A 13,296-nucleotide genomic window follows, 5' to 3' on the forward strand; every position below is an offset into this window, starting at 1 on the left:
AGCAAAAAAGGAACACAGCAGAGAGTATCCGACTGAACCAGTCAGGATTATACTGACCCTCTGTCTTCGGAAGGATCGAGTCTCATGTTACTCAAAGATTGGGGTTTTGCGCTGCTCATTGTCTTCGCCTGGGGGTTTAATTTCGTCGTGATCCACTGGGGGTTGAATGGTCTGCCCCCTTTACTGCTCGGGGCCTTGCGTTTCAGCTTGGTGGCGATTCCGGCGGTCTTTTTTATTCCACGCCCCAAAATAGCCTGGTATTGGTTATTCGCTTACGGACTCACCATCAGTTTCGGGCAATTCGCCTTCCTGTTTACGGCCATGAAAATTGGCATGCCCGCCGGTATTGCCTCCCTGGTCTTGCAGTCACAGGTTCTGTTTACACTCCTGTTTGCAGCACTGTTCCTGCGTGAACATTGGTTGCCGCATCAACCACTGACGCTGGGCATTGCCGCATTCGGCTTGTGTGTGCTGGCAAGCCAACAGGGGCAAGGCGGTATGACGCTGGCTGGTTTCTTGTTAACGATTGGTGCGGCGGGCTGCTGGGGGATCGGCAATATCATCAACCGGCATATTTCACGGCAAGGTTCGCTGAATTTGTTAAGTCTGGTGGTCTGGAGCGGTTTGATCCCGCCGATTCCATTTTTGCTCGCCTCTTGCTGGATTGATGGCCCCGGCGTCGTCGCCCACAGTTTACTTCAGATCAAACTGCCCTCCATGCTGGCTGTCGGTTATCTGGCTTTTATTGCAACGCTCTATGGTTATGTGGCTTGGGGGCGATTATTACGCAGCTATCCGGTGGCACAAGTTGCACCGTTAACCTTGCTGGTGCCGCTGGTCGGATTATTGTGTGCCCGTTTATTTCTCAATGAACAACTGAATCTCTGGCAGTGGTCTGGGATTTTGCTGGTTTTATTGGGTTTGCTACTCAACATTTTTTGGCCACGCTTGATTCAGGCGCGCCGTTTAACGGCTTCGAAAATGAGTCCGAGCGAATCCAACTCGGAAATAAAATAATGTAAATCTTCGCCTATCCCTGACTTGCAGCCGATATGATGTTGACGAGAAAAAGCGCGGAGCTCACTCGTGACATTATTAAAAAAACGATGGATCTATTTTCTGATACCTGTGGTGGTTCTGGTGGTTGCGGTTGGCATGCTACACCGACCACCGCCGGTGCAATACCTCACCGCCCCCGTTCGCTATGGAGATATTGAACAAACCGTATTGGCCAGCGGCACATTGAACGCGGTCAATCAGGTCAATGTCGGCGCACAGGTGTCAGGGCAGCTCAAATCCCTCAAGGTGGCCTTGGGCGATGAAGTCACCAAAGGTCAGTTGATTGCCGAAATTGATCCTGTGCTGCAGCAATATACGCTCCGTCAGGCACAAGCCAATCTGGACAGCGCCAAGGCACAGAAACAGGCCAAACAAGCCTTGCTACGCCAATATGAACTGGCCTATCACCGCCAGCAACAGATGTGGCAACAGGATGCGACGTCAAAAGCCAGTCTGGAAGAGGCGGCCGCAACCCTGGACACCACCCGGGCGGCCATCCAGCAGCTGGATGCCGAAATTCAAGCGGCGCAGGTCTCTGTCGATACCGCCAAAGCCAATTTGGGTTATACCCGGATCACCGCCCCCATCAGCGGAACCGTGGTCTCTATTGTGACCAAGCAAGGGCAGACCGTGGCGGCATCACAATCGGTACCGACGATCATCAAGCTGGCCAATCTTGATACCATGACGGTCAAGGCCGAAATTTCTGAGGCGGATGTGATCCATGTTCAGCCTGGATTGAAAGTGTGGTTTACGACGCTGGGCGAACCGGAAAAACGCTACTATGCTACGCTGCGGGCCATTGAACCGGCCTCCACCAGCGATAGCAGTGACAGCAGCACTTCGAGTAGCTCCAGCTCGTCGTCTTCCTCTTCCTCCTCATCGTCCTCCAGTGCCATTTATTACAATGGGCTTTTTGATATTCCGAATCCGGACCATCGACTGCGGATATCCATGACAGCTCAGGTCACGATGATCACCGGCGAAGCCAAGCATGTGCTGACTATTCCGCTGGCGGCGGTGGAAAAAACCCCGCAACAGCAATCTACCGTTCGGGTGTTGGAACAAGGTCACGCCAAAACCCGGCTGGTGACACTGGGGTTGAAGGATGGGTTAAATGTCGAAGTGCTCCACGGCTTGCAGGAAGGGGAAGAAATTATCCTCGGGGATAGCGTGAGCAGTGGTGATGCCACGGCAAAATCCGACCACATGATGCCACCGCCGCCCGGACCATAACGATGACAGCGATGCAGCCTATTATGGAACTCCAGCGAGTCAGCCGTCGTTTTCAAAGCGGTGATGAAACGCTGACTGTCTTACATGAGGTCAGTCTCCGGATTTATCCGGGAGAAATGGTCGCGATCATGGGGGCGTCCGGCTCGGGGAAATCGACCCTGATGAATATTCTGGGTTGTCTCGATCGACCCAGCCTGGGTGACTATTGCGTCAAGGGACAACCGACCACCACATTAAACAGCGATCAATTAGCGGATCTGCGGCGGGATTGCTTTGGTTTTATTTTCCAGCGCTATCACTTGCTCTCGCATCTGAAAGCGGAAAGCAATGTTGAAATGCCGGCGATCTATGCCGCTCAGCACAAACAGCCACGGATCCAGCGAGCACGGACATTACTGCATCGCTTGGGATTGCTCGATAAAAAGGATAACCGCCCGGGGCAACTCTCCGGTGGCCAACAGCAACGCGTCAGTATTGCCCGCGCCCTGATGAATGGCGGCGAAGTGATCTTAGCCGATGAACCCACCGGGGCCCTGGACAGCCAGAGCGGCAAAGAGGTCATGCAGATCTTGCGACAGCTCCATCAGCAGGGTCATACCGTGGTGCTGGTTACGCATGATCCGAATGTGGCCGCGCATGCGCAACGTGTCATTGAGATCAGCGATGGCAAGATCATGCACGATCGCCCGCAAACCGCCGTGCCGCTGGTCTTACCAGCTCACGCAACCGAGCTTACACCGCCGGAACCGCGTTCTTTACATGCGCAGTGGTGGCTCCGACAATGGAGCCGTTTTGCCGAAGCGTTCCATATGGCCTGGATCGCCATGCTGACGCATCGGATGCGGACTCTGCTCACCATGCTGGGCATCATTATCGGCATTACGGCCGTGGTCAGTGTCGTGGCCGTTGGTCAGGGTGCCCGTAACAAAGTGATCAGCGATATCAGCTCGATGGGCACCAATACCATTGATGTTTATCCGGGAAAGGATTGGGGCGACCGGAATGCCAGCGCCATCCAAACACTCACGCCTCAGGATCTGCCGCTGTTGAGTGGACAGGTGTACACCGACAGTGTGACACCCAGTGTCAGTACCAATGCGTTACTGCGTACCGGCGGACAAGCGTTGAAAGCTATGGTCTATGGCGTCGCGGGACAATATTTTCAGGTCAAAGATCTGCAGATCGCCTACGGAAAGGTCTTTGACCAAACCGCCGTTGAGACGCTGCAACCCGTGGTGGTCATCGATCATAACACCCTGCTCAAACTCTATGGAGCGCACACCAATCCCGTTGGTAACGTCATATTGCTGAATAATCTGCCCTGTCGGATCATCGGGGTGACGGCCGAGAAAAAAAGTGCATTTGATTCCCAGAATCTGAATGTCTGGCTGCCTTACACCTCGGTGATGTATCGTCTGATGGGACAACATTATTTCAGTTCGGTCTCCGTCCGGATCAAGGATGGCGTCTCCACCAGCATCGCCGAACAGCAGATCATCAAGCTGCTGACCCGCACCCACGGTCGTAAAGATTTTTACACCCGCAATAGCGACAGCATTCTGCAAACCATTGAAAAAACGACCGCCACGCTGACCTTATTGATTTCGTCAATCGCCGTGATCTCACTGATTGTCGGCGGAATTGGCGTGATGAATATCATGCTGGTTTCGGTCACAGAGCGAACCCGTGAAATTGGTATCCGGATGGCTGTCGGTGCACGGCAGCAAGACATTCTGCAACAATTCCTGATTGAAGCCGTGATGGTCTGCCTGCTGGGCGGCACCTTAGGCATTTTATTTTCCTTTGGGGTCAGTGCCATTTTTTCGCTGTTCGTCAGCAGCATGCAGATGGCCTTTTCCATTTGGTCATTAATTGCCGCGTTTCTCTGTTCCTCATTAATCGGCGTACTGTTCGGTTATTTGCCAGCCCGTAACGCCGCCAGACTTGATCCGATAGAGGCACTGGCCCGTGAATAAACCGCTCCTCTCTTTTTGCCTTTGTTTATTAACAGCCTGCAGCCAGCAGGGGGCAACCCCCGCCGCTTCTGACGTGACGCCACAAACACCGGTTCATTGGCAGCAGCAAAGCTATTCGGCCCAATCCGTGCTACGTCAGCCGCACTGGTGGCAAGCCTTTCAGGATCCGAAACTGAATCACCTCATTGAACAGGTGTTGACCAAGAATAATGATTTGGCGGTTGCCGCACTGAAGGTTAAACAGGCTCGCCTGAATGCCGGTCTGACAGCAACCAATCTCACCCCCGATGTCTCTACCTCTATCAGTGCCATCAAGCAAAAAAGCTGGCAGCCAAACACCGCCGCCGAGCCGCAAGGCAACACACCGCCTACCATGAATAATATGCAGAATAATAATAGCGCGATGAGATATAACTCATCGTTAACCTTGAGCTATGAGATTGATTTATGGGGGAAACTGGCAGATGAACGCGCAGCATCCAATTTTGAGGCTCAGGCGACCGAGCAAGACCGGCAAGCGGCAGCATTGGCAATGATTGGCACCACGGCCACCTTATACTGGAAGCAAAACTATCTGCACGATTTACTCAACCTGAATCAACAAAGCCTGGCTTACACGCAGCAATCATTACGAATCGCACGCGCGCATTATCAAGCAGGTTCAGTAGGTAAATTGGATGTGTTACAGGCTGAACAGAGTGTCGCCAGTCAGCAGGCCACACTGGAATCATTACGCCAGCAACAGGAAGAAACACACAATTCGCTGGCGATTTTATTGGATCAACCGCCAGAAGCCGAGATCCTACCGCCATCCGCACTGCCCAGCACAGCATTACCCGGCATTCCTGCTGGTTTACCGGCTGATGTATTGGCACATCGCCCTGATGTTCAAGCCGCAGAACTACGGGTTCGCTCGGAATATGCCAGCCGCCAATATACCCGCAAAAGCTATTACCCGACATTTAGCCTGACCGGTGCACTCAGTACCAGCAGCGAGGCGTTAAAATCGGTTTTGAAAAATCCGACAGGTAGTGCCGGGGCCGGATTGACTCTGCCTTTTCTCGAATGGCAAACTGCCCGCCTGAATACCGCCAAACAACAAGTGATCTATGAGCAATCCGTTCGTAATTTCCGGCAAACGTTTTACAGCGCGCTATCTGAAGTCGAAAACCAGTTATCTGCACGACAACATTATCTGAACTCCGCCCAGCAACTCCAGCAGGCGCTTGCACTCGCACAGCAAACAGAAAAAATTACAGCGGTACGCTATCACGCCGGTGATATTGAGATGCAAAGTTGGCTGGAGCAACAAGAGAATCGCCGTACGGCTGAGAAAAACCTGCTGGAAAATCATTACCAGCAACTCACCACCCAATTAGCGCTGTATCAAGCATTGGGTGGTGATATCACGCCAACTTCAAATTGAATGTTTTATCCCGTGTAAACCGACACTAAGGTGTCTGCTTGGCTGGTACAGTTCGCTGTACCAGCACTTTTTTTTCCCAACGCCGACTGCGCCAGCGCCAGAACATAGTCAAACCACGCACCCATTCATCCACCACAAAACCACACCAGATCCCGAGCAATCCCCAGCTCCAGTGGATGCCACACAGATAGGCAACTGGGATCGCAATTCCCCACATGGAAAACAGCGCCATGCGGAATGGAAAACGCGCATCGCCCGTCGCACGCAGCGAGCTGATCACAATGATGTTAAAGGTGCGCCCCGGTTCCAGGATCAGACTCAATAAAAACAGGTGTCCGGCCGTTGCCAAAATCACAGCATCGGAGGTAAATAAGCCCATGATGTGTGGCCCGGCGACGACCACCATGGCAACCGACACGATAGTCACAACCAACCCGATTTTCAGGCTACGCAGTAAACGATGATAGGCCTGATCTAACTCACCGGCCCCAACCAGATGGCCAATCATGATCTCGGTGCCTAACCCAATCGCAATACCAAACAGCATCACGAACAGGCTGATCTGGAAGAAATACGATTGCGTGGCCAGCATTTTGTCACCCAGTAAGGCCACAAACGACGTGATCACCATCATTTGCAGCATCCAAGACAGGTTTTCACCCGCCGCTGGCAGGCCAATCTTCATAATTTTGCTGATGATTTCTGTGGAAAAACGACTGCATTCCCGCCAGTGCAGGTGTAATCCGATACGACGGCGGATCAGCCAAACCAACAGCGACACGCCCAGTAAACGCCCCATCACCGTCGAACAGGCGACCCCCGCGACCGACATCTGGGGCAGGCCAAACCAGCCATACAGCAACAAGGCATTCCCCACCAGTGTCACCAGATTCACGATCACCGTGACATACATGGCTTCCCGTGTATAACCATAAGCCCGCAGACTGGCCGCCAAACACAACGCGATCGCTTCCGGCAACAGACACAAGGCAATGATCTGCAGATAGATTTGTCCCATTGATTGCAAATGTGCCGGCATATTCATTAACTGCAGGATCGGCGTCGCACCAAAGATCACTCCCAGCACTACCACTAATCCCACCAGTGCATTGAAGCCAATCGCCTGTTGGACGACCCGCCTAGCAATATCCCGCTGGCCAGCCCCCAGATATTGCGTGATCACAACACTCGACCCGATACCTACGAAGTTAAATAACGTGATACTGACATCGAATAATTGATTACCGACGGATAATGCCGCAACGGCCTGATAAGACACATGGCTGACCATGAAGGTATTCAGCGCTGCCGTCAGAAAATGCAGAGCTAAATCAATAAATAATGGCCAGGTTATCTGAAACAGTGATTGCGAACGAACCACAGAAGTCGAAGTCATAAATGAGATAAACCGGGAAAAAGAATGAGTTGATTAGACGCTGTTTGAATAATGAAAACAATCCGCCGTCTGCAGAGATGATTCCCGTTTCCTAAGATCTGGCAAAAGAGGGGAAAACCAAAATGATTTTCCCCATGAGATGCGTTATGCCAGTTTTTGCAGGTGTTTTTCCGCAATAGCCTGAACTTTACCGACGCGACGACGGTATTTTTCTTCGGTCGTTCCCAGATATTCAGTTGTCATCCAGGTTTTGACAATTTCCATAGCAATGGCAGAACCAATGATTTTGCCTCCGATACACAGCACATTGGTATCAGAATGGGAACGAGCCAGATTGGCGCAGAAAGGATCCTGACAGACTGCCGCATAAACGCCGTAAATTTTGTTGGCGATCATGGCACTGCCATAGCCCACGCCATCGACAAAAATACCGCGATCCGCCTTACCTTCACCGACCGCCAAGGAAGCCGGATAAACCGTATCAGGTAAGTCACAGGCTTCTTCACTGTGGGCTCCGAAGTCCAGGACTTCATGACCCTGGCTTTGCAGATAAGCTTTGATTTCTTCTTTCAAAGAGAAACCGGCATGATCACTGGCCATTGCTATTTTCATGTTACGCTCCATACCTGTACTAGTCACAATAAGATCGCTGCACTCGCTTCTTGCACACTGAGAATCAGTGATTATTCGTCACGACTGCGTACTTTCAGGCGACGAGGGATGACCTCGATACCTGCTGTATAATTATGTTCGGTGGCAGCCAGTGCCAATGCCAGTGCCCGCGCCGCTATCATTGATAATTGCTGCGGCAGGGCATTCACTTTAACTGGCAGAAAATCAAGCAACTGGTTATCACCAAATGTCGCCAGATGTAATTTCTGCATGAGTTCCGGATGCTCTCGCAAGGTATCCAACACCCCTTCCAGCAACACATACGATGTGGTCACCAATGCCTCCGGCATGATCCCGCGCGCTATCCAGTCTGCACAGATACGTGCACCTTCGCTGCGGCTGAAATGTTCGCCATAGCCAACCAGCGGTTCAAAATCGACCTCAGCAGCGCGCAAGGCCGCGCGAAAACCGCGCTCACGCTCATGAGAAATACCTAAATCCGGCACCGCGCCCAGTAAACCAATGCTGGCGGGTAACGGTGATAACAGCGAATTCGTCAGCTTGATGGCACCATCCAGATCTTCACTGATGACTGACGCAAACTTCTCATCATCCAGTGCACGGTCAATGGCAATGATGGGTAACCCTTTTTGCTGTAACCGGGGATAAAAATCGTTATACGGATCTAAGACCGTTGAAACCAGTAACGCATCAATGCGACGGGAGGCCAGCATTTCCGCCAAGGCCTTCTCGGTTTCCGGATTATCGTCAGAACAGGTAATGATCAGCTGAAAGCCGTGTTCACGAGCCCCGGCTTCCAGCAGCTTCGCTAAGCGGGCATAACTCGTGTTCTCCAGATCAGGCAGGATAAAACCAAACAGCCGGCTACTGCCCAGCCGCAGTGCGGTTGCAGCCTGATCAGGCTTATAGTTGTATTCATTAACCACCGCCATCACCCGCTCACGGGTTTTTTCACTGATACGGTGTTGTTCAGCCTTGCCATTCACCACATAGCTTGCTGTTGTGCGGGATACGCCCGCCAGACGCGCGATCTCTTCAAGCTTCATTGGGCACCCATTTCGTGTTTCTATAGCTGTATATTGTGCACTACTTCAAATTACTGGTGATTATACATTAAGCAGTACTTGAATATCTAGCTGAAACGATACAGCATATGAACTGAAACGATTAATCTACTTTTTGGCAAACGAGAGTTGCAATCTTATTACCCAAAATTGCAACAAATAGATCAGAATATGAAAGGTGAATCGTTTGAGTTCTACGAATTATTCGATTTCATATATCTGACACAACTATAAGAGAGGTACACGCCATGCTGACACTGGCGGAACAAGATATCCAATTGGGGGCTAAAGCCGACGACAAACAAAGTGCCATTCGCATGGTGGCACAGAAGATGGTCGAGGCTGGGCTGATCGAAGCACCTTACGTTGATGGTATGCTGCGTCGTGAGACTCAGAATTCCACTTATCTGGGTAACGGCATTGCCATTCCTCATGGCACCACCGACACCCGTGAACAAGTTAAACAGACCGGTGTTCGTGTCTTACATTTTGCTGACGGTGTTAACTGGGGTGATGGACAAATCGCTCACGTCGTTATCGGTATCGCCGCTCGCTCTGACGAACATTTAGGTATCTTACGTCAGCTGACTCGTGTTCTGGCTGACGACTCTGTTGCTGAATACTTAAAGCGCTGCAACAGCACTTCTGACCTGGCCAAGTTGCTCAGCGGTCAAAAACCAACACCAACCCTGTTGTTAGATAACAGCACAGTTCAATTACAAGCTTCTGCACAAGACATTCTCGGCCTGCAATCTGCCGCCTGTGTTCTGCTGCAATCCAATGGTGCTATCGACGCTGAAGGCGCGAGCACAATTCAGGCTTCCACACCTGTATGGATGGGTCAAGGCTTATGGCTGGCCCGTACCAATGTTGGCGTAAAACGCACTGCCGTCTCTCTGGTTCGTCCGGCAGTCCCATTCCAACACGCAGGTCAGCCCGTACAAGGTCTTTTGCTGATTGCAGCACAAGACGCTCTGCACAAACCGGTACTGGAACGTCTGGTTGACATGATCAGCGAACAGAATATCGCGCAGTTATGGTCAGCAGACAGCATGAAAGCCATCAAACTGCTGACTGAAAAACCAATCGAAGGTCTGGAAGGTGTGTTCACCATTACCAACCCGCATGGTCTGCACGCGCGTCCAAGCGCGACGCTAGTGAAAGTTGCCAAAGAATTCCAAAGTGAAATCTGGGTTGCCAACCTAGATGGTGATGGCAAATCTGTCAATGCGAAGAGCCTGATGAAACTGGTCAGTCTGGGTGTTAAAAGTGGTCACCGCCTGCAGTTCATTGCAAAGGGTGACGATGCACAACAGGCCATCAGCAAGATTGGCCAATCCATTGCCGAAGGTTTAGGTGAAGGAGCTGGTCATGAGTAAGCCTTTGCTGACTGTAACTCTTAACCCTGCGCTTGATCTGACAGGTCACATCGGCCAGATCCAGGTAGGCAGCGTTAACGTGGTTAAATCAGGCAGTCTGCATCCGGCTGGAAAAGGTATTAACGTTGCCCGTGTATTGCGTGATTTGGGGGCTGAAGTCGCCGTCACCGGTATTCTGGGCGCCGGAAACCAGCAGGCTTTTCGTGATCTGTTCCAGCATTGTGGCCTGACAGATCATTTCATGGCAGTGCCGGGTGATACCCGCATTAACGTCAAAATGGTGGAAGACAACGGTGATGTGACCGATTTGAACTTCCCTGGTGTGGCGGTGGCTGACGACGAGCTAAAAGAATTTGAAGCGCGTTTATTACGTCAGGCTGACCAATACGAATATGTCGTATTTGCCGGTAGTTTACCGCGTGGCATCAGTGCAGAGGCAAGTCGGGACCTGATCGCGAAACTGCAACAAAAAGGTGCGAAAGTACTGTTTGATAGCAGCAAGAATGCGTTGGTCAAAGGTTTGGAAGCAAAACCGTTCCTCATTAAGCCAAATGAAGATGAATTGGCTGAATGGGCTGGTCGACCACTGGAAACAGAAGCTGAATTACGTCAGGAAGCAGAAAAACTCCGTGCAGAAGGTATCGCGAATGTTGTGATTTCCCGTGGTGCAGACGGTGTTCTCTGGTGTGCTGATGGTGAATGCTGGGCGGCAAAACCGCCACGGATGGAAGTGGTCAGCACAGTGGGTGCTGGTGACTCAATGGTAGCAGGTTTTGCCTGGGGCCTGAGTCAGGGAATGGATAAAGAAGCCATCCTCCGCCTTGCATCTGCTGTATCAGCACTGGCTGTCACCCAAATTGGTGTGGGTGTTCCTAATAAACAGCAACTGGCCGACATGATGGCCCGTATTGACGTGAAAAGATTAGGTTAAGGAATAAGACTATGAATATTTTGATTGTCACCACTTGTCCAAGTGGCATTGCCAACAGTGTTATCGCCGCAGGTCTTCTGGAAAAAGCGGCTGCCTCCCTGGGTTGGAATGCTATCGTTGAATGCCATAACACGCTGGAACCAGCAAAACTGCTGACTGTGGATGAAATCAGCACAGCAGATTTAGTTGTTGTTGCAGGCAACAATATTGATATCGCCCGTTTCACCGGCAAACGCGTTTACCAAGCCGATGTAATGGAAGCGATCCCCGACGCAAAAGCTTTCTTACAAACGGCAGCCGCGGCAGCGACAGTGACGTCCGCTGAAGCGGTTGCTTCTCAGCAAACCCAAGAGAAAACCAAGGTGTCCCCCATGAGCAAACGTATCGTTGCTATAACCGCCTGTCCAACAGGGGTTGCCCATACCTTTATGGCTGCCGAAGCACTGGAAGAAGAGGCAAAAAAACGTGGTTACTGGATCAAAGTCGAAACTCGCGGCTCAGTTGGTGCTAAAAATGCACTGACCGCTGACGAAATCGCGCAGGCAGATGTAGTTATCATCGCTGCTGATATCGAACTGGATCTGTCTCGTTTCGCAGGTAAAAAACTGTACAAAACCAGTACTGGTGCAGCACTGAAGAAAACGGCTCAGGAAGTTGATAACGCGTTTGCCTCAGCAACTGTATATCAAGCTTCTTCTTCAGGTGCAGCGGCTAAAACTGGCAAGGCAGAGCTGCCAGGCGTGTATAAACACCTGATGACCGGTGTTTCTCACATGCTGCCAATCGTGGTTGCCGGTGGTCTGTGTATCGCACTGTCATTCGTGTTCGGTATCACTGCATTTAAAGAACAAGGCACCATGGCTGCAGCCCTGATGCAAATCGGTGGTGCATCTGCGTTTGCACTGATGGTTCCAGTAATGGCTGGTTTCATCGCTTACTCTATCGCTGACCGTCCTGGTCTGGCACCAGGTTTGATCGGCGGTATGCTGGCAAGCTCTATTGGTTCTGGTTTCCTCGGTGGTATCGCAGCTGGTTTCATCGCAGGTTACAGCGCCAAATTTGTTGCGGACAAAGTTAAACTGCCACAAACCATGGAAGCACTGAAACCAATCCTGATCATCCCATTGCTGGCGAGCTTGTTCACCGGTCTGGTTATGATCTACATCGTTGGTACTCCAATTGCCTCTATCATGAAAGGCCTGACCAGCTTCCTGTCTGGCATGTCTGGCGCTAACGCAATCCTGCTCGGTATTATTCTGGGCTGCATGATGTGCTTCGACTTAGGTGGTCCAGTTAACAAAGTAGCGTATGTATTCGGTACTGGTCTGCTGGCTTCCAACCCTAACGTTCCTAGCCTGCCAATGGCTGCTGTTATGGCTGCTGGTATGGTGCCTGCTATCGGTATGGGTATCGCAACTTTCGTGGCCCGCAATAAATTTACTGATGCAGAACATGAAGCCGGTAAAGCATCTTTCGTTCTGGGTCTGTGCTTCATCTCTGAAGGTGCAATCCCATTCGCTGCTCGTGACCCAATGCGTGTTATTCCTTCAACCATGGCGGGTGGTGCACTGGCTGGCGCGCTGTCAATGCTGTTCGGTTGTGGTCTGATGGCACCTCACGGTGGTCTGTTCGTACTGTTGATTCCTGGTGCAATCAGCAACGCCCTGATGTACATCGTTGCTATCGCTGCAGGTTCTGCGCTGACTGGTCTGATGTACGCAACCATCAAACCATCTCAGGAAGTACAAACTGCTTAATTGTTTCATCACAAATGGAAATAGCTCCCTCCATTTTTGTGTGCCCCCCTCCCCGGCTGAATAAGCCGGGGCTTTTTGCTTTCTGAGTAACAGGTGAAAGAAACTGGGGACAAGGAAAAACATCGAACACAGTGCATACTGTGTTTTGTCGTTAATGTCGTAATGGTTTGCTGAGCTTTCACCTTAAATCAGCAAGTATCAAGAGAGGATCAATCGAGAGATCGGTCCTCTTTTTTTATCCCTATTTAAATAAAATCCTGCCCGGCATTTATTTATCAGAAAGTGGTACTAGCATACAGTTCATTCAGTTCGCCTGAGAATGAATGAAAATGTCGAGCTATCCACATGTACATTGGGAACCACCAGCAATAACCCCAACTGAATAATTTGATCCCGGTGGTTTTGTCTGGTCGTGTCATTAAATAGAAAAAGAAATTAG

Annotated in this window: 10 protein-coding genes; 7 read left to right on the forward strand and 3 right to left on the reverse strand. The window is 51.0% G+C overall.

Translation table 11 applies throughout. The features are described 5' to 3' along the window. Positions 1–84 precede the first annotated feature (84 nt). The 4 genes from H027_RS0106365 to H027_RS0106380 all read left to right on the forward strand — a co-directional run bounded on the left by H027_RS0106365 (position 85) and on the right by H027_RS0106380 (position 5,697). Positions 85–1,017, forward strand: coding sequence for an EamA family transporter (locus H027_RS0106365; RefSeq protein ID WP_024871652.1), 933 nt, complete (start codon positions 85–87; stop codon positions 1,015–1,017). Positions 1,018–1,086: 69 nt separating this feature from the next. Then, positions 1,087–2,295, forward strand: a complete 1,209-nt coding sequence (locus tag H027_RS0106370; protein WP_024871653.1) for an efflux RND transporter periplasmic adaptor subunit — start codon at positions 1,087–1,089, stop codon at positions 2,293–2,295. A gap of 2 nt (positions 2,296–2,297) precedes the next feature. Beyond that, positions 2,298–4,271 (forward strand): MacB family efflux pump subunit, encoded by a 1,974-nt coding sequence (locus H027_RS0106375; RefSeq protein WP_024871654.1) that lies wholly within the window; start codon positions 2,298–2,300, stop codon positions 4,269–4,271. Then, complete coding sequence (locus H027_RS0106380) at positions 4,264–5,697, forward strand: efflux transporter outer membrane subunit (RefSeq protein WP_024871655.1); 1,434 nt, start codon at positions 4,264–4,266, stop codon at positions 5,695–5,697. The genes H027_RS0106375 and H027_RS0106380 overlap by 8 nt, the downstream gene beginning before the upstream one ends. A gap of 25 nt (positions 5,698–5,722) precedes the next feature. On the opposite strand, the gene H027_RS0106385 is transcribed toward H027_RS0106380, so the two are convergent. The 3 genes from H027_RS0106385 to cra all read right to left on the reverse strand — a co-directional run bounded on the left by H027_RS0106385 (position 5,723) and on the right by cra (position 8,772). Beyond that, positions 5,723–7,093: an MATE family efflux transporter gene (locus H027_RS0106385; protein WP_024871656.1), complete on the reverse strand. Its 1,371-nt coding sequence runs from the start codon at positions 7,091–7,093 to the stop codon at positions 5,723–5,725. Positions 7,094–7,237: 144 nt separating this feature from the next. Further along, on the reverse strand, positions 7,238–7,705 hold the full coding sequence (locus H027_RS0106390) for an RpiB/LacA/LacB family sugar-phosphate isomerase (protein ID WP_024871657.1): 468 nt from the start codon (positions 7,703–7,705) through the stop codon (positions 7,238–7,240). A 71-nt stretch (positions 7,706–7,776) separates the two neighbouring features. Beyond that, entirely contained in the window at positions 7,777–8,772 is a 996-nt protein-coding gene (gene cra, locus H027_RS0106395; protein WP_024871658.1) for a catabolite repressor/activator, read from the reverse strand. A 266-nt stretch (positions 8,773–9,038) separates the two neighbouring features. Between cra and fruB the strand changes: the two genes are divergently transcribed. Genes fruB through H027_RS0106410 form a run of 3 tightly spaced genes read left to right on the forward strand, consistent with a single transcriptional unit; the run spans position 9,039 to position 12,857 of the window. Then, positions 9,039–10,169: a fused PTS fructose transporter subunit IIA/HPr protein gene (gene fruB, locus H027_RS0106400; protein WP_024871659.1), complete on the forward strand. Its 1,131-nt coding sequence runs from the start codon at positions 9,039–9,041 to the stop codon at positions 10,167–10,169. After that, complete coding sequence (gene pfkB / locus H027_RS0106405) at positions 10,162–11,100, forward strand: 1-phosphofructokinase (protein ID WP_024871660.1); 939 nt, start codon at positions 10,162–10,164, stop codon at positions 11,098–11,100. The genes fruB and pfkB overlap by 8 nt, the downstream gene beginning before the upstream one ends. Positions 11,101–11,111: 11 nt before the next feature. Next, entirely contained in the window at positions 11,112–12,857 is a 1,746-nt protein-coding gene (locus H027_RS0106410) for a PTS fructose-like transporter subunit IIB (protein WP_024871661.1), read from the forward strand. Positions 12,858–13,296: the final 439 nt, after the last annotated feature.

This window comes from Tolumonas lignilytica, from assembly GCF_000527035.1.
Lineage (GTDB): Bacteria > Pseudomonadota > Gammaproteobacteria > Enterobacterales > Aeromonadaceae > Tolumonas > Tolumonas lignilytica.